Here is a 20,636-nt window from a genome sequence, read left to right on the forward strand (position 1 = left end):
GGCTTGCGGTCCGGCTTATTCAGCCGCCACTTTGAACACGGGCTCCATATCCGCAAGGATCTGGGCGCTGAGGTGGCATTTGACCTGATGACCGCCCCCCAGATCGCGCATCGGTGGCATCTCGGTGTCGCACAGGTTGCCCGGCACCTGAGATTTCCAGCGGCAACGGGTCTGGAACGGGCAGCCCGGCGGCGGGTTGACGGCCGAGGGGATGTCACCTTCCAGCACGATGCGTTTCTTGACGATCTTGGTGTCGGCGATGGGCACCGCTGAGAGCAGCGCCTCGGTATAGGGGTGATAGGGCGGGGCAAAGACCTGATCGGTGGTGCCCAGTTCGACCACATGGCCCAGATACATCACCAGCACCCGGTCGCTGAGATAGCGCACAATGCTGAGGTCATGCGAGATGAACAGCAGCGTGGTGCCATGCTCGCGCTGAATGTCCATCAACAGTTGCGTCACCGCCGCCTGTACCGAGACGTCGAGCGCCGAGACCGGCTCGTCGGCGATGACCACCTTGGCATTGCCGGCGAAGGCGCGGGCGATGCCGACGCGTTGCTTCTGACCGCCTGACAGCTGGCGCGGCATGCGCGTGGCAAATTCGCGCGGCAGTTTGACCAGATCGAGCAGTTCCAGCATCCGGGTCTGGCGTTCGGCATCCGTCTTGCCGACGCCGAAGATTTCCAGCGCCCGCACGATCTGGCGGCCCACGGTCATCGAGGGGTTGAGCGTGTCGAACGGGTTCTGGAACACCATTTGCAGCGAGGACACCGTGTCGGTGTTGCGCGACTGGATCGGGGTGGATTGCACGTTCTCATCGAACAGCATGATGTTGCCCGAGGTCGCGGTTTCCAAGCCCATGAGCACCTTGGCAAAGGTCGACTTGCCGCAGCCGGATTCGCCCACAATCGCCAGCGTCTCGCCCTCGCGCGCGTCGAAGCTGAGTGTCTCGTTCGCCTTCACCACCTTGGTGTCGCCGCTGGAGAACATCGACGAGGCCGCGATCTCGTAATATTTGCGCACGTCATCCATGCGCAGCACCACATCCCCGATCGGCGACGGCGCGTATTGCTTGCCGACCGACAGCGCTGCGTCCCAGTCGATTTCATCGAACTTCAGGCAGCGGCTGGCGTGTCGGCTGTCGCCTGCGACGGGGATCATGGCGATCTCGGTGGCGTTGCAGCGCCCGTCCTCGAAATAGTCGCAGCGCGGGCCAAAGTTGCAGCCCTGCGGGCGCTCGTGCGGCAGCGGGAAATTGCCGGGAATGGCGCGCAGCGGGCGTTCGGATTTGTTGGCACTTGGCAACGGGATCGAGCGGAACAGCGCCTGCGTATAGGGGTGGCGCATCACGTCGAAGACATCCTTGATGTCGCCGGTTTCCACCGCCTCGCCCGAATACATCACCGTCAGGCGGTCGCAAACCTCCATCACCAGCCCGAGGTTATGCGAGATGAACAGCATCGAGGTGCCGTATTCTTCGGCCAGCACGTTCACCAGATCGACGATCCCGGCCTCGACCGTCACGTCGAGCGCGGTGGTCGGCTCGTCCAGAATCAGCAGCGCTGGCTTGGACATCAGCGCCATGGCGATGACGATGCGCTGTTGCTGACCGCCCGAGAGCTGGTGCGGATAGGCGTTCAGGATGCGGTCAGGGTCTGGCAGGCGCACATCGGCGACGACCTTGCGCGCCAGTGCCCAGGCCTCGGCCTTGGGCATGTTCTGGTGGATGATCGGCACCTCGGCCAGCTGCGCGCCGATCTTCATCGCCGGGTTCAGCGAGGCCATGGGTTCCTGATAGATCATCGCGATCTCGGAGCCGCGCAGCTTGCGCAGCTCGTTTTGACTCATCTTGGTCAGATCGCGGCCCTTAAAGGTGATCGAGCCGCCAACAATGCGCCCGTTGACGCCCAGATCGCGCATCACCGCCAGCGCGACGGTGGATTTGCCGCAGCCGGATTCACCGACAAGGCCCATCGCCTCGCCGGGCATGACGGTGCAGGAGAAATCCATCACCGCCGGAATTTCCCGCAAGCGGGTGAAGAACGAGATCGAGAGATTCTTGATCTCGAGGATCGGCTGCGACGGGTCCCAGTTGGTCATCGGTGGCTCCTGTGGCGACTGACGGACCGGGGGTTTCACACCCCCGGACCCCCGTGGGATATTTTCAGACAGATGATGGAGCGAGCGCGGCGCATCAGTCCCGCAGGCTTTCTTCGCGCAACCCGTCGGCGAGCAGGTTGAGGCCCAGCACGAGGCTCATCAGCGCCAGCGCCGGGACCAGTGCCGGGTGCGGGTAGACGGTCAGCAGGCGGCGACCGGCGTTGATGGTCGAGCCCCAGTCCGGGCTTTCGGGGCTTACGCCGAGGCCGAAGAAACCGAGCGTGCCCAAAAGGATGGTGGTGTAGCCGATGCGCAGGCAGAAATCGACGATCAGCGGGCCGCGGGCGTTGGGCAGGATCTCCCACAACATGATGTACCACGGCCCCTCGCCCCGCGTCTGGGCGGCGGCGACGTAGTCGCGCGTCTTGATGTCCAGCGTGATGCCGCGCACGATACGGAACACGGTGGGCGCGTTGACGAAGACCACGGCGACGAAGACGTTCAAGAGGTTGGGCGACATCGACCAGATGCCGGTCGGATCAGCGTTGAACACAAGGCCGATATAGGCCCAGGCGCCAATCAGCAGCACGCCGCCGACATAGAGATTTCGCTTCTGCGGCTGGGTGAAGAAACGCGCGTTCAGCAACACCGTGAGGAACAAGATCGGCGCAATAAACAGCACGCCGGCCATGATCAGCGGGATGATGGTTTCCTGAATCTCGGGCGCGACAAGCAGGAAGAACAGCAAGATCACCGGGAAGGCCAGCACGAGGTTGGCCAGAAAGGTCAGCCCCGTGTCCAGCTTGCCGCCGAAATACCCGGCAGGCAAGCCCAGCGTGATGCCGATCATGAACGAGATCATCGCGGCGAAGGGGGCGATGCGCAGCACCTCACGCGCGCCCATGATCACCCGCGAGAACACGTCGCGGGCGAGGCTGTCGCCGCCGAGCAGGTAGTAGGGGTAAAGATCGCCGGGATCGGGCAGCGGCGAGCCGGGTACCGCGTTGCGCATACGGCTGACCTGGCTGAGCGCGTCATGGGTGATGATCAGGTCGGCGAAGATCGCGCTGAACACCCAGAACAGCACGATGCCGAAGCCGATCATGCCGACGGTCGAGTCAAACAGCTTGCCATAGAGGCCCAGCCGCCGCCGGTAGCGGATCGACAAGCCGAAGGTGAGAACGAGGGCGATCCACACCGGCAGCAGTTGCTGGGCGAGGCGGGCGAAGATCTGGAGCCAGCTTAGGGGGTCCATCGACATGGCTCCTTACGAAATCCGGATGCGGGGATTGAGGTAGACATAGCCGATGTCCGAGATCAGCTGCGTCACCAGCACGACCACCACGGCGACGACCGAAGACGCCAGCAGCAGTTCGATGTCGTTGTTCACGGCGGCTTCATAGAGGGTCCAGCCAAAACCGGGGTAGCTGAACAGCACCTCGGTGATCACCACCCCGTTCAGCAGCCACGGGATCTGCAGCATGATCACGGTAAACGGCGCGATCAGCGCGTTGCGCAGGGCGTGGCGCATGACGATGCTGGCAAACCCCACGCCCTTGAGGCGCGCGGTGCGGATGTATTGCTGGGTCATCACCTCGGTCATCGAGGCACGGGTGATGCGGGCGACGTAACCCATGCCGTAAAGCGCGACGGTGAGCACCGGCAGGGTGAAGTTCGACAGTGTGATCCCCTCGATCGCCGAGCGGGCGTTGCCCTGAAACAGCACGCGCCCGTCGATCCAGCCCCACTCGGCAAGGATCGGCGAGATGCCGACGGTGGACGAGGCCAGCAGCGCGATGAACACCACGCCGGAGACATATTCGGGGGTGGCGGTTGAGGCGATGGCGAAGGTCGAGAGCGTCCGGTCGGTGCGCGACCCCTCGCGCATGCCGGCCAGCACGCCGGTGATCAGCGCCATGGGCACCATCACGATGAGCACCCACATCATCAACAGGCCGGTTGCCCCAAGCCTTGCGCTCAGCACGGTGCCGACATTGTCCTGAAAGCGGGTGGAATAGCCCCAGTCGCCTTGCAGCAGCCCGCAGCGTTCACCGGCCCTGCCCGGATCGTTGGTCAGATCAACGCAGCGCCCGCGGACAACAACGCCGTCTTCCTCGCGCACCCAGCCCGGCACCACGCCCAACCATTCGCCGTAGCGCGTCAGCATCGGCGTGCCGTAGCCATTCTCGTTGATCCAGCTGACGACCTCGGCGTCGGTCAGGCGACCGCCCGCCTGCGTCTTGGCCAGCGTTTTCAGCTTGGCGGGCATGTTGGTGAGCGCGAAGACGATGAAGGTCAGGCACAACGCCGTGATCAACATCAGGCCGATACGCCGGGTAAGAAACAGCAGCATGGCGACTCCTGTGGCGGGCAGCGTCAGGGTGCGAAATGCAGCCCCTTGCGCCGCTGCGGCGAAGGATTCCGGGAGGGGACGGGCTTAGAAAGACGCAGGGCGCGTGATGAACGCGCCCTGCCCCGGTGTCTTACGACTTCCAGTAGTGGACATAGTCCACAACGAAGGTCGGGTGCATTTCTGCCCCGTGGACGTTCTCGGCCACGTTGCGGAAGATCGAGCGCCAGTAGGGCTGAATGAGCACGCCTTCTTCCTGCATGATCTCTTCCAGACGGTGCATGACCTCGCGGCGCGCATCGGCGTCGGCAATGCCGTTGGCCTGATCGAGCAGCGTGTCGAACTCTTCGTTCGAGAAGGCAGCCTCGTTCCACGGAACGCCGGTCTTGTAGGCCAGGTTGAGGATCTGCACACCCAGCGGACGCATGTTCCACTCGGTCGCCGAGAACGGATACTTGGTCCAGTCGTTCCAGAAAGTCGCACCCGGCAGGATGGTCCGCTTGATGTTGATGCCCGCGTCGCGGATCTGAGCGGCGACGGCATCGCAGGTTTCGGCCTGCCACGGTTCATCCACCGAGATCAGCTCGAACTCGTAATCGGCAAAGCCCGCTTCGGCGATTTCGGCAGCAGCGGCAGCCGGATCGACAACCAGCGGCGGCAGTTCGGCATATTCGGGGTGGATCGGGCAGACATGGTGGTTTTCAGCCACGGTGCCCAGATCGCTGTAGCCCAGCTCAAGCACCACGGCGTTGTTGACGGCCTTTTGCAGCGCGCGACGTACGGCGAGGTTGTCGTACGGCTCGCTGTCCTGGTTGAAGCGCACGGTGATGGTGGAGGCGGTGACTGCTTCCGAGCGCGGGTAGCCGATGGCATCGAAGATATCGATGATGTCGCCCTGCGCCTGATAGTTCAGGTCGATCTCGCCCGCTTCTGCTGCCGCAACCCAAGCCGCCGGGTCGGTGCCCAGATCGACGAACTCGATACGGTCCAGATAGGCGCCATTGCCCTCATTCCACCACGTGTGATCGGTGTTGCGCTCGACAACGCAGCCGATGCCCGGCTCATAGCTGACCGGCAGATAGGGCCCGGTGCCGATCGGGTTGGCGACAACATCGTCACCCTCGAACGAGGGGTGCATCATCACGGCCGGGTAGTCTGCCATCGACACGATCAGCGCGATGTCGGCGGTCGCGAGGTTCAGGCGCAGCGTGTAATCGTCGACGACCTCGACCCCGCCTTCGCGCAGCTGACCATCCTCGACCAGCGCGCCCATACGGGTGGCCATCGAGTTGCCTTCAACGCTGGTGTCGCACCAGGCGGCGATGTTGTGGGCGACGTCGGCGGCGGTGAAGTCGTCACCGTTGTTCCACTTGACGCCCTGACGGATGTGCAGCGTGTAGGTGGTGGCGTCGTCCGAGGCTTCCCAGCTTTCCATCAGCACGGGCTTGAGCGAGCCGTCGCGCTGGTACTCGACCAGGTATTCCAGCCAGCCGCGGACCGCGTTGGCGTGCTCGGACCAGTCCCAGGTGCGCGGATCGCGCTGTGCTTTGATGATCATCTGCATGCGCAGCGTGCCGCCCATGACGGGGGTCTCTTGCGCGACAGCCTCAGGCGCGGCCAGACCCAGCAGGCCATAAGCGGTGACCGAGGCGACACCCAGCGCGGTCGTCCGCGTCAGAAACTCGCGACGGCTCAGTTTGCCGTCCTGACATTCGCGCGCGTACATCTTGGCGGCGGGATGGATACGATCAGAAACGGCTTCCTTGGAAAAATTCATAACAGTCTCCCTGTTTGTTATCATCTTGCGGGCGGCGGTTCTGTGCCTGCTCCATCCTTGCCGTCATGGCGCCTCAGGAGTGCGACACACGCCGCTCCAAATGCGACCCGTCCTTATCCAAACGCGACGGGTCCAGTTTTTCAACCCGAATTCCGGTGCCATCGCGGAAACTTCACCCTTGCACGCAGGCCGGTTTTGCCGGGGGGCCTGTTTTTTACTCGCGCGGCGCACCGCCCGTGAAGGCGTTTTCCGCCGCGTAATTGCACGGTGCTTCCTGCACCTGAAGGTGCAGATCGCGGCCGGTGTAGGGGTGCGCGCGGGCCAGATCTTCGTCAAACTCGATACCCAGACCGGGGGCGGTCGGGACCGGGATATAGCCCTCCTCGACCCGCAGCGAGTGGCAGATCAGCGGCAGATGGAAGGTACCGCCGGTCTGGATCGTCTCGACCAGCAGGAGGTTGGGCAGCGTCGCGCCCAGTTGCACATTCGCCGCCCATTCGACCGGCCCGGCATAGAGATGCGGTGCGACCTGCGCGCCAAAGGCCTCGGCCATGGCGGCGATCTTCTTTGTCTCAAGAATGCCCCCCGACCGGCCCAGCGCCGGTTGCAGGATCGACGCCCCGCCACTGCGCAAAAGCGTGCCGAACTCGGCCTTGGTCGTCAGCCGCTCGCCCGTGGCCAGCGGGATGCGCACCGCCTGCGCCACCTGCGCAAAATCGAGCAGGTTGTCGGGCGGGATCGGTTCTTCGTACCAGAGCGGGCTGTAGGGTTCCAGCGCCTGCCCCAGCCGGATCGCGCCTGCGGGGGTGAATTGCCCGTGCGTACCAAACAGCAGATCCGCCCGGTTGCCCACCGCTTTGCGGATCGCGGCGCACATCCGCACGCTCAGATCGATGTCATAGAGCGCCGGCTGGTGGCCGCCATGGATGGTGTACGGCCCGGCGGGGTCGAATTTGATCGCTGTAAAGCCCTGATTGACGGCCGCAATCGCCGATTCCGCCTGCATCTCGGGTGAGGACCAGAAGGCGGCGGCATCCATCCCGTCGAGCGGATAGAGATAGGTATAGGCGCGCAGCCGTTCGTTCAGAAACCCGCCCAGAAGCGCATGAACCGGACGGTCCAGTGCCTTGCCGATCAGATCCCAGCAGGCGATCTCCAACCCCGAAAACGCGCCCATCACCGTCAGATCCGGGCGCTGGGTAAAGCCCGAGGAATACGCGCGCCGGAACATCTTCTCGATGCTCTCAGGGTTTTCGCCCTGCATGTGGCGCTCGAAGACATCCTCGATCACCGCCACCATCGCCTTGGGACCGACCGAGGCGGCATAGACCTCGCCATAGCCGGTGATCCCGTTGTCGGTGGTCAGCTTGACGATCAGCCAATAACGCCCACCCCAGCCGGGGGGCGGGGTGCCAATGACGAAGGTCTCAAGGTCTGTTAGCTTCATGCCCTCACCTCTGCGCAATCGGGGAAATGCCGTGACGGAACTTTTCGTGAAACGTCTGGAGCCTGCCGACCTGCCCCTGCTTCTGGCAACGCCGCCGGGGCTGTTCGACAATGCCGTTGACCCCAAGCAAAGTGCAGCGTTCCTCGGCGATCCGCTGCACCACATCGTTGTCGGCCTGCTCGACGGGGAGATCGTCAGCTTTGCGTCGGGCACAGTCCTGCTGCACCCTGACAAGGCACCATCGTTGTTCATCAACGAGGTCGGCACCCGCGACGCTGTGTTGCGCCGCGGCTATGCGACGGCGGTGACGCAGGCACTGATCGACCATGCCCGCCGCCTTGGCTGCAAGGGGATCTGGCTGGGCACCGAGCCAGACAACACCGCCGCCCGCGCGCTGTACCGGCGGCTGGGCGCCGACGAAGTGCCCTTCGTCGGCTATGGCTGGGACGGCGCGCTGGACGACTGACATCAACGGTCCATAAGGATCACATTGCGCCGGACATGGCCTTGGCGGGCGTCCGCAATGGCCTCGTTGATCTGATCGAAGGCATAGGTCTGCGTCACCAGCTCTTCCAGTTTCAACCGGCCCTGCCGCCACATCTCGACCAGATAGGGAATGTCGCGCTGCACGACGGTCGCCCCCATGAAACTGCCTTTCAGAGTCTGCGCAGTGGCGGCAACGATGACCGGCTCGACCTCCATCTTCGCGCCCGACGGCGGCATGCCGACCATTACCACCTGCCCGCCCTTGCACGCCAGCGAGGGCGCTTGCGCATAGGCGGCAATCGCGCCCACGGCGACAAAAACGTGATCCGCACCATAGCCGTCCGTCAGGCCCATGACCGCCCGGCGCAGGCCTTTCATATCAGCGCGCAGCGTGTCGGTGGCCCCGAACTCCAGGGCTGCGGCAAGCTTTTCCTCGGCCAGATCGATGGCGATGATCTTGTTGGCACCCGCCAGCTTCGCGCCCTGCAGCGCGTTGAGCCCCACACCGCCCGCGCCGATCACCACGACATTGTCGCCGGGCGCGACCTGCGCGGTGTTGATCACCGCCCCGGTGCCGGTGATCACCCCGCAGGCCAGCAGAGCGCCCAGCTGCATCGGCAGATCGTCGGGCACTTTGGCGACCTGACTGGCGTGCACGACACAGGCTTCGGCAAAACCGGCGGTGGACAGGCCCTGCTCGACCACGGTGCCATCGGGCAGGCTCAGCACACCGTTGCCCCGGTTATAGCCCGTGGCACACAGGAACGGCTTGCCGGTCCGGCAGGCGCGGCACTGACCGCAGGCGCGGATCATCGACACAACGACAGCATCGCCCACCGCAAGGCCCTGCACCCCGTCCCCCAGCGCGGCAATGCGCCCTGCCGCCTCGTGGCCGTAAACCGCGGGCAACTGGCTGGCCCAGAGCCCGTCCAGAAAGCCGATGTCGGAATGACAGATGGCGACGGCCTCGACGGTGACCTGCACCTCGCCCGGCCCGGGGGCACGCAGCGCGACCTCTTCGATGGTCAGTTTTTCGCCAAAGGCTCGGCAAACAGCGGCTTTCATACAGGCTCCTCTCCCAGATTGGTGCCACAGAACACCGCACAGCAGCGGTGGGCAACCCCTGTGAAGCGTCAGGACGCGTGGCAAAGGCGCAAAGAGGCGCGGTTAAGCCTTCGTTAACCGCGCATTTTCTGTCGGCAAATATCCTCGGGGGGTGAGGCCCGGCACGGGCCGAGGGGGGCAGACGGCCCCCCTGCCCCGTCTCACGCAGGCGACGGCGGCGGCGCGGTGAACTGGCGGCGGATAAAGGGGCTGAGGCCAATCAGCACGATGGCGATCGAGAACAGGCACCAGATGGCCGGGATCTCATTGGGATTGGTGGTGAGCAACCCGGCCGCGATCGGCCCGGCCAGCGCGTGAAATAGCACCAGCCGCCACGCGCCATAGAGCAGCGGAAGCGCAAAGGTGACGACAATATAGCTTGGAAAGCCCCATTTCAGGCCCAACGATTGCTCAAGTGGCACCATCAGCCCGTTGAACGGTACGTCCCACGCCTGATGCCAGTCGCCGCTCACCGTGCACAGCTGCGCCGCGCACAGATTGGAGCCGGGCGCGCAGCTGCCCGCCCAGTCGAACGGGTAGAGTTGCAGGATCATCAGCACCGACGACGCCGCGCAAAGCGAAAACACCAGCGAGCGCATGCCGCGCCCGACGGGTTTGGACACCAGCGTCATGGCAAAGGCGTTGATGAACAAGGGCTGGAAGACGATGTGAAGCACGGACAGCAAAGTCACCGTCTGGTTCACCGGCGACGAACATTGGTCGATCACTGCATAGCCCGCGACCTGTAGCGCTTCCATCAGCGTGAAGTACCCAAGCGTCACCGGGATCGCGAGAGGATCCTTGCGCCGGGCCGAGACCACCGTGGCGGTTCCGCCAAGCGCGACCATGGCCGCGGAGACACCCATCGTCCAGCACATCGGCGTTGTCCTTCCCCCAAAGGTGCGCGCACTCAAGCATACGCGCGGGGGCCAAGGCAAACGTTCAATGCGCGGGTTTGTCCCGGCTGAACGCGTTCAGCACCGGATTGATCACCCATGTCGCCACGGGGATCAGCAAGAGCCCGTAGCCCAGTCCCACGATACCATCGAAGAACGCGGTCACCGCCCATTCGACGAAACCGGACACACTGCCGACCAGCGCCGCAGCCGCCACGGCCTGATGGTGGATCCATTCATAGGGCAGCGGCCAGACCAGTTCGTACAGCCCATGAACGACAATCGAGCCGCCGACCCAGATCATTGCCGCCGTGCCGACAATGGTCAGCGTTTTCATGAACCCCGGCATCACCCGCACGACGCCACGGCCCAGCCCACGGGTCAGCGAAAAATGCCCCTCGCGCGCCAGCCACAGACCGACGTCATCGGCCTTAACGATCAGTGCAACACCACCATAAACCACGACCGTGATCCCCACCGCCGCCAGTCCCAGCGCCGCGCCCTGCACCCAGATGCCCTGATCCTGTGGCAAGGCCGAAAGGATGATGGTCATGATCTCGGCCGAGAGGATAAAGTCGGTCTTGATTGCCCCGGCGACTTTCTCGCTTTCAAGATGTTGGGCATCGCCGTTGAGCACCTTGCCATCGGCGTGCGGGGTGTGGGGCCGGAACAGGTGCCAGATTTTCTCTGCCCCCTCAAAGCACAGATACGAGCCCCCCAGCATCAGGAGTGGCGTGATCAGCCACGGTGCAAAGGCCGACATCAGCATGGCGGCGGGCAACAGGATCAACAGCTTGTTGCGGATCGAGCCCAGAGCGATCTTGCCGACGATGGGCAATTCGCGGGCGGGGGCGAATCCCTGCACGTAGTTCGGCGTGACCGCGGCATCGTCGATCACCGCACCGGCGGCCTTGGCGCCAGCCTTGGCGGCGGCTCCGGCGATGTCGTCGATCTGGGCTGCCGCCACTTTGGCAATACCCGCCACGTCGTCGAGAAGCGCGAGAAGTCCGCTCATGTTGGCTCCTGTTTTGCGCGGAAGCGTAGCGGCGGTGCTGCGCCGCCGCAACCCGTCAGACCAAGGCCCCCACCACGATCGCCAGCACAGGGATCAGCGCCACACCCAGTAGCGTCTGCCAGGTGAGGATCGCGGCATAAAGCTCGGCGTCACCGCCCATCTTGCGGGCCAGAATATACCCGTTCGAGGCGGCAGGAACGACAAAGACCAGTGCGCCCGCCAGCACCGCCGATGGCTCAAGCCCCAGCACCAGCGCCACGCCGACAAAAAGCGCCGGCGCCACCACCGGGCGCAGCAGGATGCCGGTCACCATCGGGGCCGAGGCCTGAAACAGCCGCGCCGGCATCAGACCTGCCCCGACAGCCAGCAGCCCGACGGCCAGCGCCGCGCGCCCGACTAGGTCCAGGGTTGTCATCAGAACCTCAGGCATCGGCAGGCCCGAGAGATTCAGCGCCAGTCCGATCAGACATGCCTGCATCAGCGGGTTTCTGACGATCATCGACAAAACCGCGACGGGACCAGAGCTGCCGGTCCCCCACAGGCTGAGCACACCGATATTGACCACGTTGATAACCGGGACGGTGACCGCCATCGCCACGGCGAGCCACAGCTGTCCTTCGGGTCCGGCCAGCTGTTCGGCGGCGGTGAGGGCAATAAAGGCGTTCCAGCGCGTCGCGGCCTGAAAAAGCGTGGTGAAAACCGGCGCGCTCATCCCCGGTGACAGGGCCTTGAGCGCCAGCACCAGCGCGGCCAGCAAGGCCAGCGTGATCAGAAGCGCGGGCACAAAGGGACCATGGGTGACGCGCGACAGATCCGACAGGGCAATCGCGCGGATCAGCATTGCCGGGATCAGCAGCCGGAAGGCCAGCGTATCGATGCCCTGCCACTGCGCGCGCGGGATCACGTCAAGCCGAACCAGCAAATAGCCCGCCAGAATCAGCGCCAAAACCGGCAGGGTCGCAAGGATATAGGTCATGGCAGCGACTCAGGGGGACGGACGGGCGCGACGCTAGGGGCGCGTGCCGCCGGGGACAAGGGTACGGCGGCATTCTTTGCTGCACCGCACGACTGACGTGCCGTTGCGTGACCCAGCGCCCCCTTGCGCAGGCTGGCGGAATGCTCCACAAAACCCCGAACGGCGCGCGCGTGCGGGCTGCGATACGGATAAAAGGCGGCCCCATGCTCGATACCATTGCGAAACCCACCGAGGAAATCTCTGTCAGCGAGGTCTTCGGGATCGACACCGAGATGAAGGTCAAGGGTTTTGCCGAGGCCACCGACCGCGTGCCCGACTTTGACCCGACCTATAAATTCGACCCCGACACCACGATGGCGATTCTGGCCGGTTTTGCCTATAACCGCCGCGTGATGATCCAAGGCTATCACGGCACGGGCAAATCGACCCATATCGAACAGGTCGCCGCCCGCCTGAACTGGCCGACGGTGCGCGTCAACCTCGACAGCCACATCAGCCGGATCGACCTGATCGGCAAGGATGCGATCAAGCTGCGCGACGGCAAGCAGGTCACCGAATTCCACGAGGGCATCCTGCCCTGGGCGCTGCGCAACCCCTGCGCCATCGTGTTCGACGAATACGACGCGGGCCGCGCGGACGTGATGTTCGTGATCCAGCGGGTTCTGGAGCATGACGGCAAGCTGACGCTGCTCGATCAGAACGAGATCATCACCCCGCACCCGTCCTTCCGCCTGTTCGCCACGGCCAACACCGTCGGTCTGGGCGATACGACCGGCCTGTATCACGGCACCCAGCAGATCAACCAGGCCCAGATGGACCGCTGGTCGCTGGTCGCGACGCTGAACTATCTGTCGCATGATGCCGAGACCAACATCGTGCTGGCCAAGAACCCGCATTACAACACCGCCAAGGGCCGTCAGGAAATCAGCCAGATGGTGACCGTTGCGGATCTGACGCGCACGGCGTTCATGAAAGGCCAGCTGTCGACCGTGATGTCGCCGCGTACTGTGATCAACTGGGCAGAAAACGCCCGGATCTTCCGCAACACCGGCTATGCATTCCGCCTGACCTTCCTGAACAAATGCGACGAGCTTGAGCGCCAGACGGTCGCCGAGTTCTATCAGCGGTGCTTTGGCGAAGAACTGCCCGAGAGCGCGGCGAGCATCGCCCTGGGCTAAGACCCCGGCGCCTGCCCCGAGATTGGAAAAACGCCCTGCGGGGCGTTTTTTCGTGTCCGCAGTGTTGGTTTCAGACGCTTGACGGGACCCGACACAAAAAGGGCGGCCCCCGAAGGGACCGCCGTTCTTCACGAGGTAGCGTGAAGGGTCGTCGCTCAGGCCGCGCCGACAGCCGTCTTTGTACAGGTGGGGTTGAACCCCACCCTACGCAGGCGCTCTGGTAGGGTGGGGTTTCACCCCACCAACAAGGCCTCAGCCCCGGGCAGCCATCGTGGCGCGGGTCCACCAGTCCAGCTCGTCCAGCATCGCACCAGCCGACGGGCCGATCGAACCTTCGATCTCCGACATCGGCTTGTTTTGCTGACCCAGCGGGTGGATCGCGATGAAGTCGCCACCGCCGATGTACACGCCCGACCGCGTCGACGCCATTTGCAGCTCGACACCGATGGTGCGCAGGTGTTCGGCGGCACGGGCGGCACCAACGCCACCGTAACCGACAACACCAAAGGCTTTGCGGTTCCATTCGACGTAAGCCTGATCCAGCGCGTTCTTCAGAGCGCCGGTGATCGAGTGGTTGTATTCGGCCAGCACAAAGATGAAGCCGTCAAACGTGGCGATCTTTTCCTGCCATTTGATCGCCGCCGGATCCGACGAGGGCATCCAGGCGTTCGAGGCAGGCTCGTTGAAGAACGGCAGATCGAAATCCTTGATGTCAACCAGCTCGACGTCCCAGTCTTTCGCCTTGGCTTTTTCAAGGATCCACTGGGCGGGCTTGTCGGCGAAGCGCGAGTCGCGGGTCGAGCTGATGATAACGCCGATGCGGGGTTTGCTGGTCATTGGAAGTCTCCTGGCACTGTGTTGTTTGCTGTGCCTAAGATGTGCATGACGCAGCATTTGTCATTCCCGCAATGCCGCACATGCAGTGTGCGCAACTGCGTGAAACGCTTGGCAAGGACTTGCCAAGGCGCAGCCGTCGGTGGCACAATAGCCTCATGAAACACGAAATTTCTCCGTATCTGCAGGGGTTTGCGGCCCTGATCTGCCTTGGCTCGGCCCTGCCTGCTCAGGCGGAATCGCGGATCGTTTCGGTGCTGTCGGGCGACTGGAACGCCAATCAAAGCGCCGATGCGGCCATCCTGTTCTTGCGCGATGAGGGAATGGCGGATCTGGTGCTTTATGAGGGCAACGAGATGACCGGGCTCGAGCCGGTGTTGCGGCTCGACGGGGTGATCTGGGCCGGACCCATGGCCGGGCAGACGCCCCGGCTTGAGGCCCGCAGCGCCACCAGCTTCGCGATCCGCTCCACGCAGACCGCCATCGGGCGAACCCCGTGGGACCAGCACATCACCGTGGCCTGGCGCGACGGGATGTGGAAGGTCGCGGGCTATGACTACACGTTCCACGACCGGATTGACCTCGACCACTACGGCACTTGCTCGGTCAACCTGTTGACCGGCCGCTACACGCTGACTTACGGCCCGGGCGAAGGCCGCGCCGAGGTGATCGAAGCCGGGACCAGCAGCAGCCGGGCGATCGCGCTGAGTGCGCTGACCGAAGACTTCGTGCCGCCCGTCTGCAGCAGGCTTTTCGACTGACGCCACGCTGCGGGCCGTGGTTCCCCTTGCCCCGACCCGGCGAGGGTGGTTTACCTGTTGCAAAGAGACCTGCGCGATGGCCAGCAAGGCTTGCGTGCGCCCCTCACGACAAATGAACGGCCGACGCTGACCCATGCAAAAACCCTCAGATAACCCCGCCGATCCCTTCAAGAAGGCGCTGACCGAAGCGACGCGCGTTCTGGCCGATGACGCCGACCTTGCGGTCAGCTTCACGGTTGATCCTCCGGGGATGACCAAAGAGACCATGCGCCTGCCGCAGGTGACCCGTCGCATGACCCGCGATGAGGTCCTGTTGGCGCGCGGTACGGCGGACAGTTTCGCCATGAAACGGCGCTATCACGATGAGGGCGTGCACAACCGCTATCTGCCCCAAGGCCAGATGGCGCGTGATCTCTATGAGGCGATGGAAACCGCCCGTTGCGAGGCCGTCGGCGCGCAATACATGCCCGGCACCGCGTCGAACATCGACGCGCGCATCGGCTATGAGGCGGATCGCAAAGGCTATTCACAGATCCGCAGCCAGGCCGAGGCCCCGCTGTCGGTTGCGGCAGGGTATCTGATCCGCGAGATGGCCTCGGGCCGTCCGCTGCCCAAGGGCGCGAACACCGTCGCCGACATGTGGCGTCCGTTCTTTGAAGAACAGGCCAGCGGCACGCTGGAAGGTCTGGACAAGGCGCTGCGCGACCAGTCGCAATTCGCCAAGCTGGCGCGTCAGGTGATCAGCGATCTGGGCTATGGCGATCAGCTGGGCGACGATCCCGACGACATGGGCGATGACGAAGAGGGCACCGAGGATCAGTCCGAAGAGGCCCCCGAAAACCCGGATTCGCAGGGCGACGACGACCAGCAGCAGGACGAGACCGAGCAATCGGACGAAGGCCCGCGCGAGGAATCCGCCGAAACCGAAACGGTGATGGACGATCAGGCCGAGGACGAAATGTCCGAGGAAACCGAGATGCCGCAGGCCGAGGCTCCGCCCGAGCCGCCGGCACCCGCGCCCTACTCGGACGCCGATCCCAATTACACCGTCTTCACCTCGCAGTTCGACGAAGAGGTTCTTGCCGAAGAACTGGCCGAGCCCGCCGAGCTGGAGCGCCTGCGCGCCTATCTGGACCAGCAGCTTGAGCCGCTCAAGGGCGCGGTGAGCCGTCTGGCCAACAAGCTGCAACGCCGCTTGCAGGCACAGCAGAACCGCTCATGGGAATTCGACAAAGAGGAAGGTATCCTCGATGCCGGTCGTCTGGCCCGTGTCGTTGCCAACCCGACCACGCCGCTCAGCTTCAAGTGGGAAAAAGACACCGATTTCCGCGACACGGTTGTGACGCTGCTTCTGGATAACTCAGGCTCGATGCGGGGTCGTCCGATCTCGATCGCCGCCATCTGCGCCGATGTTCTGGCCCGCACGCTGGAGCGCTGTCAGGTCAAGGTCGAGATCCTCGGCTTTACCACCCGCGCGTGGAAGGGCGGCCAGAGCCGCGAGAAATGGCTCGCCGAAGGCCGCAAGCAAAGCCCCGGTCGACTGAACGATCTGCGCCACATCGTCTACAAGGGCGCCGATGCGCCGTGGCGGCGGGTGCGCGACAATCTGGGCCTGATGATGAAAGAGGGTTTGCTGAAAGAGAACATCGACGGCGAGGCGCTGGAATGGGCGCACCGGCGGATGACAGGTCGGCGCGAGCAGCGCAAGATCCTGATGGTGATCTCGGACGGCGCGCCGGTGGACGATTCGACCCTGTCGGTCAACTCGGCCAATTTCCTGGAAAAACACCTGCGCGACGTGATCGAGATGATCGAAAAGCGCAAGGCCGTCGAGCTGCTGGCCATCGGCATCGGCCATGACGTGACCCGCTACTACGAACGCGCGGTGACGATCACCGATGTCGAGCAACTGGCGGGCGCGATGACCGAGCAACTGGCGGCGCTGTTCGACAGCGACCCGCGCGCGCGGGCCCGGGTGATGGGCATGGCGAACGTCGGGCGGCGGTAACGCCTGCCCGAGTCAGTCTGCGCGTCAGTCGATGATTTGGGCGCCCTGCGCACGCAGGCGCGCCAACCCGTCTTTCATCTGCTGCACCTGCTCGGGCGGGTGCCCCTGCCAGCGCACGACCTCGGCCACCACCCGCAGCGGATCGCGCGAGCGGTAGGATTGCGTCGGATTGCCCGCGAATTTCTTGTCGGTGACGTTGGGATCATCCTCGACCGGCCCGGTGGGTTCCACGACATAGATCCGCCCGGCCCCCTCGCCGGTGGCCAGCTCCGCCGCCCAGATCGCCGCGTCCAGCGTCCCGGTACAATAGACCCAGGACAGCGCGCTGCCCGTTGTGAAATTCGACCTGTAGCCCACGCTGATCACATCACCGGGGGCCAGATCGGCCCGCGTGCCGTGGAAATACTGCCGCGTGAACACGGTGACGGCTGCGGACATGCTGGTGTCCCTTTCTGGCGACAGGTCAGGTGGGCAAGGTAACACCGGCATGCGATAAGGCGATCCCTTTTGTGGCGGTTCTGCTTTGGTTGCCAGTGCCTTGCGGCAATGCCATGGTGGCCGCAAATGACAGCGAGTTGCCCCATGTTCCAATCCTTCACCGCCTCGACCCGCCCCTCTGACGGCCCGCCCCGTCTGGCCGCGTTGCGCGCCGAACTGGCGGCGCGCGGGTTGGCGGGGTTTCTGGTCCCGCGCTCGGATGCGCATCAGGGCGAGTACGTCAGCGCGCAGGACGAGCGGCTGGCATGGCTGACCGGGTTCACCGGCTCGGCCGGGTTTTGCGTGGTGCTGCCGGATGTGGCGGGCGTGTTCATCGACGGGCGCTACCGGCTGCAGGTGCGCGATCAGGTGGCGTTGAGCGATTTCACCCCCGTTGACTGGCCCGAAACCAGCGCCGCCGACTGGCTGCGCGGGCATGCCGCCGAGGGGGCGGTGATCGGCTTCGATCCGTGGCTGCACACCCCCGACGAGATCGCCAAGATCGAGGCCGGGCTGAGCGGCACCGGCATCACCCTGCGCGCGGCGGACGACAACCCGCTGGATGCGGTCTGGTCGGATCGGCCTGCGGGTACTTCGGGGACGGTGCGCGAGCATCCCTTGGCGCTGGCCGGGGTCACGGCGGCGCAAAAGCGGGCGACGCTGGCGGCGGAGCTCAAACGCGCGGGCGTGGGGGCAACGGTGATCACGCTGGCCGATTCCATCGCCTGGCTGATGAACTGGCGCGGCTCGGACATCATCCGCAATCCCGTCGTGCAGGGTTTCGCGATCCTGCATGATGACGCGCGGCTGGATCTGTTTGTCGAGGCGGGCAAAGTTTCGCATATCCCCGAAGAAGCGGGCGTCACCCGGCACGCGCCTGAAAGCTTTGAAACCGCCCTGAAGGCGCTGAACGGCGCGACCCGCTATGATGCTGCGACAGCACCCGTGGCCGTGCAGCGCGCGCTGGCGCATGGGGTGGCTGGGGCAGACCCGTGCCTGATGGCCAAGGCGGTCAAGAATGCCGCCGAGCTGGACGGGATGCGCGCAGCCCACCGCCGGGACGGCGCGGCGATGGTCGAGTTTCTGGCCTGGTACGATTCGCAAGACCTTGAAACCCTGACCGAAATCGACATGGCGAAGGCACTTGAGGGCTTTCGGGCCGCGACGGGCGAATTGGGCGATCTGAGCTTTGATACGATCTCATCCACCGGCCCCAACGCCGCCGTCATCCACTACCGCGTGACCGAAGACACCAACCGCCGTCTGCAAAACGGCGATCTGTTCTTGCTCGACTCGGGCGGCCAGTATCCCGACGGTACCACCGACATCACCCGCACCCTGCCCGTAGGCCCGGCGGTAGCCGAGGACCGCAAAGAGGCCTACACCCGCGTTTTGCAAGGCATGATCGCCGTCAGCCGCGCGCGCTTTCCGCGCGGCGTGGCGGGCGGTCATCTGGACGCGCTGGCCCGCTATCCGCTGTGGCTGGCGGGGCTGGATTACGACCACGGCACCGGGCATGGCGTCGGCGCGGCGCTGAGTGTGCACGAGGGGCCGGTGCGGCTGTCGCGGACCTCGCTGCTGCCGCTTGAGCCGGGGATGATCCTGTCCAACGAGCCGGGCTATTACCGCGCCGGGGGTTGGGGTATCCGCATCGAAAACCTGGTGGTGGTGCAAGAGGCCCCGGCACTGGGGGACAACCGCCGGATGCTCGATTTCGAGACGATCACGCTCTGCCCGATCGACACGCGGCTGATCGCTGCGGGCACGCTGTCAGAGGACGAAGTGAGCTGGCTCAACGCCTATCACGCGCGTGTCCTGGCCGAGATTGCCCCGCTGGTCAGTGACAACGCCAGGGCGTGGCTGGCCAAAGCCTGCGCGCCGTTTACGAGCAGCTGAGCACCCAGACGTCATAGCGCGGGTGATCGAGCGCGTTGAGCGCGGGGCTGGAGGCGATCATCCAGCCCCGAAACACCGATTCCGCGCCAATGTTGTCGGTGATCTGCAGGAACGCGAAGGCGTCCGAGGCCGGGTTTTCGGTCGGAAAACGGCAGGCGGTCAGCGCGATGGTCAGGCGGCCATAGCTGGTGGTCGCGCCCACGTCGACCGGCAGATCCTCGACATCGCCCGACACTTTGTCCAGCGCCCTGAGCACGGCCTGCGTGCCCGAGGACATCTCAGGGCCCTGCGGCCGGGTGTCGTGCAGTGCCTCGCCCAGCGTGCGCCAGTCGACCTGTTGCGCGCTGACCGGCAATGCGGCAAGGGACAGAGCAAGAGCGGCGGCGATGCGGATCATTCTGCAACCGCCGACGCATCGGAACCGGTGAAGGCGCGCAGCAACAATGTGACCAGACTGACAGCGCTTTGCGTGTCCTGAAACTGGTCGCCGGCGGCAAGATTGTCCATGTCGCCGCCCGGCAGAATCTCGACGAAGGTGCCGCCAAGGATACCCTCGGACGCAATCTGGATCGTCGAATCGCGCGGCAGGTCGATGCCGTTGTTGATGGTGACCGACAATTGCGCGCGAAAGCTCTGCGGGTCCAAACTCAGCGACGAGACGGTGCCGATCTTGACCCCGGCCAGACGCACATCCGTTCCCGGACGCACCCCCTCAGCCGAGCGGAAAGTCGCGGTCAGCGCGTAGCCCTGCGATTCGGACAGGCGGGTGCCCGTGGCGGACAGCGCGAAGACGACGAACACCACGGCAGCGGCCATGACGACAGCACCCAGCGCAATCTCCCAAAGGCGGTAAGCCATTTATTCCGGCTGCCAGGCTTCGTAATCACGCCGGTCAGCCGGGACAGCCTGACGCAGCGAGCCCGCAGGCGCATAGGCCGCCGCAGTGCCGGTAAAGTTGGCGTGGTGCGGTTTTTCCCAGGTTTTGTGAACCAGCGGGCGCTCAGCGGGCGTCTGGTCCCAGGTGCCGTGCAGCCAGCCGTGCCATTCGGGGTCGATGCGGCTTGCCTCGATCTCTCCGTTGTAGATCACCCAGCGGCGCTTGCCGTCACGGGTCTTGTAGAACAGGTTGCCCTGCGCGTCCTCACCGACCTTGACGCCTTTGCGCCAGGTAAAAAGCTGGGTGCCAACGGTCTGGCCGTTCCACCATGTCAGGATGCGAAGCAGGAAATTCATGGGCAGGTCCCCGGTTCTTGGATTGCCCCGACATATGACGCAGTTCGCCGGGGAAATAAAGCCCCGCTGCACTGCGGCGGGACGGGGCGGGCGGGATT

Annotated in this window: 19 protein-coding genes; 5 read left to right on the forward strand and 14 right to left on the reverse strand. The window is 64.6% G+C overall.

What is annotated here, in order from left to right; all coding sequences use genetic code 11:
• Window positions 1-15: 15 nt before the first annotated feature.
• The 5 genes from EAE28_RS01285 to EAE28_RS01305 all read right to left on the reverse strand — a co-directional run bounded on the left by EAE28_RS01285 (window position 16) and on the right by EAE28_RS01305 (window position 7,674).
• Window positions 16-2,100: a dipeptide ABC transporter ATP-binding protein gene (locus EAE28_RS01285; protein WP_127104011.1), complete on the reverse strand. Its 2,085-nt coding sequence runs from the start codon at window positions 2,098-2,100 to the stop codon at window positions 16-18.
• A gap of 94 nt (window positions 2,101-2,194) precedes the next feature.
• Window positions 2,195-3,355 (reverse strand): ABC transporter permease, encoded by a 1,161-nt coding sequence (locus EAE28_RS01290; protein WP_127104012.1) that lies wholly within the window; start codon window positions 3,353-3,355, stop codon window positions 2,195-2,197.
• A gap of 12 nt (window positions 3,356-3,367) precedes the next feature.
• Window positions 3,368-4,453, reverse strand: coding sequence for an ABC transporter permease (locus tag EAE28_RS01295; protein WP_127104013.1), 1,086 nt, complete (start codon window positions 4,451-4,453; stop codon window positions 3,368-3,370).
• Between the two features lie 130 nt (window positions 4,454-4,583).
• Window positions 4,584-6,227 carry an ABC transporter substrate-binding protein gene (locus EAE28_RS01300; RefSeq protein WP_246022199.1) on the reverse strand — a complete coding sequence of 548 codons (1,644 nt, stop codon included), beginning with the start codon at window positions 6,225-6,227 and terminating at the stop codon, window positions 4,584-4,586.
• A 214-nt stretch (window positions 6,228-6,441) separates the two neighbouring features.
• Window positions 6,442-7,674: a mandelate racemase/muconate lactonizing enzyme family protein gene (locus EAE28_RS01305; RefSeq protein ID WP_127104014.1), complete on the reverse strand. Its 1,233-nt coding sequence runs from the start codon at window positions 7,672-7,674 to the stop codon at window positions 6,442-6,444.
• A 31-nt stretch (window positions 7,675-7,705) separates the two neighbouring features.
• On the opposite strand from EAE28_RS01305, the gene EAE28_RS01310 reads away from it, so the two are divergent.
• Window positions 7,706-8,140 (forward strand): GNAT family N-acetyltransferase, encoded by a 435-nt coding sequence (locus EAE28_RS01310; protein ID WP_164736513.1) that lies wholly within the window; start codon window positions 7,706-7,708, stop codon window positions 8,138-8,140.
• Window positions 8,141-8,142: 2 nt separating this feature from the next.
• Here the strand turns inward: EAE28_RS01310 and EAE28_RS01315 are convergent, their stop codons facing one another.
• The 4 genes from EAE28_RS01315 to EAE28_RS01330 form a co-directional block, all read right to left on the reverse strand.
• Window positions 8,143-9,225, reverse strand: a complete 1,083-nt coding sequence (locus tag EAE28_RS01315) for a zinc-binding dehydrogenase (RefSeq protein ID WP_127104016.1) — start codon at window positions 9,223-9,225, stop codon at window positions 8,143-8,145.
• Window positions 9,226-9,425: 200 nt separating this feature from the next.
• Window positions 9,426-10,142: a DUF5765 domain-containing protein gene (locus EAE28_RS01320; protein ID WP_127104017.1), complete on the reverse strand. Its 717-nt coding sequence runs from the start codon at window positions 10,140-10,142 to the stop codon at window positions 9,426-9,428.
• A gap of 64 nt (window positions 10,143-10,206) precedes the next feature.
• Window positions 10,207-11,175 carry a DUF808 domain-containing protein gene (locus EAE28_RS01325; RefSeq protein ID WP_127104018.1) on the reverse strand — a complete coding sequence of 323 codons (969 nt, stop codon included), beginning with the start codon at window positions 11,173-11,175 and terminating at the stop codon, window positions 10,207-10,209.
• A 55-nt stretch (window positions 11,176-11,230) separates the two neighbouring features.
• On the reverse strand, window positions 11,231-12,151 hold the full coding sequence (locus tag EAE28_RS01330) for an AEC family transporter (protein ID WP_127104019.1): 921 nt from the start codon (window positions 12,149-12,151) through the stop codon (window positions 11,231-11,233).
• 203 nt (window positions 12,152-12,354) lie between these two features.
• Here EAE28_RS01330 and cobS point away from each other — a divergent pair, with 203 nt between their 5' ends.
• Window positions 12,355-13,329: a cobaltochelatase subunit CobS gene (gene cobS, locus EAE28_RS01335; RefSeq protein ID WP_127104020.1), complete on the forward strand. Its 975-nt coding sequence runs from the start codon at window positions 12,355-12,357 to the stop codon at window positions 13,327-13,329.
• Between the two features lie 252 nt (window positions 13,330-13,581).
• Here the strand turns inward: cobS and EAE28_RS01340 are convergent, their stop codons facing one another.
• Complete coding sequence (locus EAE28_RS01340) at window positions 13,582-14,166, reverse strand: NADPH-dependent FMN reductase (protein WP_127104021.1); 585 nt, start codon at window positions 14,164-14,166, stop codon at window positions 13,582-13,584.
• A gap of 155 nt (window positions 14,167-14,321) precedes the next feature.
• Here EAE28_RS01340 and EAE28_RS01345 point away from each other — a divergent pair, with 155 nt between their 5' ends.
• Complete coding sequence (locus EAE28_RS01345; protein WP_127104022.1) at window positions 14,322-14,924, forward strand: hypothetical protein; 603 nt, start codon at window positions 14,322-14,324, stop codon at window positions 14,922-14,924.
• Between the two features lie 133 nt (window positions 14,925-15,057).
• Window positions 15,058-16,932 carry a cobaltochelatase subunit CobT gene (gene cobT / locus EAE28_RS01350; RefSeq protein WP_127104023.1) on the forward strand — a complete coding sequence of 625 codons (1,875 nt, stop codon included), beginning with the start codon at window positions 15,058-15,060 and terminating at the stop codon, window positions 16,930-16,932.
• Window positions 16,933-16,956: 24 nt separating this feature from the next.
• Here the strand turns inward: cobT and arr are convergent, their stop codons facing one another.
• Entirely contained in the window at window positions 16,957-17,370 is a 414-nt protein-coding gene (arr, locus tag EAE28_RS01355) for an NAD(+)--rifampin ADP-ribosyltransferase (protein ID WP_127104024.1), read from the reverse strand.
• A 144-nt stretch (window positions 17,371-17,514) separates the two neighbouring features.
• Here arr and EAE28_RS01360 point away from each other — a divergent pair, with 144 nt between their 5' ends.
• A complete protein-coding gene (locus EAE28_RS01360) occupies window positions 17,515-19,305 on the forward strand; it encodes an aminopeptidase P family protein (RefSeq protein ID WP_127104025.1) in 1,791 nt (596 codons plus the stop codon).
• Here EAE28_RS01360 and EAE28_RS01365 read toward each other — a convergent pair.
• The 3 genes from EAE28_RS01365 to EAE28_RS01375 are packed head-to-tail and all read right to left on the reverse strand — an operon-like array spanning window position 19,292 to window position 20,538.
• Complete coding sequence (locus tag EAE28_RS01365; protein WP_127104026.1) at window positions 19,292-19,702, reverse strand: DUF2155 domain-containing protein; 411 nt, start codon at window positions 19,700-19,702, stop codon at window positions 19,292-19,294. The two genes, EAE28_RS01360 and EAE28_RS01365, sit on opposite strands and share 14 nt — an antisense overlap.
• Entirely contained in the window at window positions 19,699-20,163 is a 465-nt protein-coding gene (gene mlaD, locus EAE28_RS01370) for an outer membrane lipid asymmetry maintenance protein MlaD (RefSeq protein ID WP_127104027.1), read from the reverse strand. The genes EAE28_RS01365 and mlaD overlap by 4 nt, the downstream gene beginning before the upstream one ends.
• Window positions 20,164-20,538, reverse strand: coding sequence for an NADH:ubiquinone oxidoreductase subunit NDUFA12 (locus tag EAE28_RS01375; protein ID WP_127104028.1), 375 nt, complete (start codon window positions 20,536-20,538; stop codon window positions 20,164-20,166). It abuts the gene before it with no gap.
• Window positions 20,539-20,636 lie beyond the last annotated feature (98 nt).

Origin of the sequence: Pararhodobacter zhoushanensis, from assembly GCF_003990445.1 — a bacterium.
GTDB classification, from domain to species: domain Bacteria; phylum Pseudomonadota; class Alphaproteobacteria; order Rhodobacterales; family Rhodobacteraceae; genus Pararhodobacter; species Pararhodobacter zhoushanensis.

What these genes read in the sequence shown, in the direction of transcription:
- cobT (WP_127104023.1), top strand. Translation starts at nt 15,058, where the DNA reads ATGCAAAAACCCTCAGATAACCCCGCCGATCCCTTCAAGAAGGCGCTG.
- EAE28_RS01305 (WP_127104014.1), bottom strand. Translation starts at nt 7,674, where the DNA reads ATGAAGCTAACAGACCTTGAGACCTTCGTCATTGGCACCCCGCCCCCC.
- EAE28_RS01325 (WP_127104018.1), bottom strand. Translation starts at nt 11,175, where the DNA reads ATGAGCGGACTTCTCGCGCTTCTCGACGACGTGGCGGGTATTGCCAAA.
- arr (WP_127104024.1), bottom strand. Translation starts at nt 17,370, where the DNA reads ATGTCCGCAGCCGTCACCGTGTTCACGCGGCAGTATTTCCACGGCACG.
- EAE28_RS01290 (WP_127104012.1), bottom strand. Translation starts at nt 3,355, where the DNA reads ATGGACCCCCTAAGCTGGCTCCAGATCTTCGCCCGCCTCGCCCAGCAA.
- EAE28_RS01315 (WP_127104016.1), bottom strand. Translation starts at nt 9,225, where the DNA reads ATGAAAGCCGCTGTTTGCCGAGCCTTTGGCGAAAAACTGACCATCGAA.
- EAE28_RS01360 (WP_127104025.1), top strand. Translation starts at nt 17,515, where the DNA reads ATGTTCCAATCCTTCACCGCCTCGACCCGCCCCTCTGACGGCCCGCCC.
- EAE28_RS01365 (WP_127104026.1), bottom strand. Translation starts at nt 19,702, where the DNA reads ATGATCCGCATCGCCGCCGCTCTTGCTCTGTCCCTTGCCGCATTGCCG.
- EAE28_RS01375 (WP_127104028.1), bottom strand. Translation starts at nt 20,538, where the DNA reads ATGAATTTCCTGCTTCGCATCCTGACATGGTGGAACGGCCAGACCGTT.
- EAE28_RS01295 (WP_127104013.1), bottom strand. Translation starts at nt 4,453, where the DNA reads ATGCTGCTGTTTCTTACCCGGCGTATCGGCCTGATGTTGATCACGGCG.
- mlaD (WP_127104027.1), bottom strand. Translation starts at nt 20,163, where the DNA reads ATGGCTTACCGCCTTTGGGAGATTGCGCTGGGTGCTGTCGTCATGGCC.
- EAE28_RS01330 (WP_127104019.1), bottom strand. Translation starts at nt 12,151, where the DNA reads ATGACCTATATCCTTGCGACCCTGCCGGTTTTGGCGCTGATTCTGGCG.
- EAE28_RS01300 (WP_246022199.1), bottom strand. Translation starts at nt 6,227, where the DNA reads ATGAATTTTTCCAAGGAAGCCGTTTCTGATCGTATCCATCCCGCCGCC.
- EAE28_RS01320 (WP_127104017.1), bottom strand. Translation starts at nt 10,142, where the DNA reads ATGTGCTGGACGATGGGTGTCTCCGCGGCCATGGTCGCGCTTGGCGGA.
- EAE28_RS01340 (WP_127104021.1), bottom strand. Translation starts at nt 14,166, where the DNA reads ATGACCAGCAAACCCCGCATCGGCGTTATCATCAGCTCGACCCGCGAC.
- EAE28_RS01285 (WP_127104011.1), bottom strand. Translation starts at nt 2,100, where the DNA reads ATGACCAACTGGGACCCGTCGCAGCCGATCCTCGAGATCAAGAATCTC.
- cobS (WP_127104020.1), top strand. Translation starts at nt 12,355, where the DNA reads ATGCTCGATACCATTGCGAAACCCACCGAGGAAATCTCTGTCAGCGAG.
- EAE28_RS01345 (WP_127104022.1), top strand. Translation starts at nt 14,322, where the DNA reads ATGAAACACGAAATTTCTCCGTATCTGCAGGGGTTTGCGGCCCTGATC.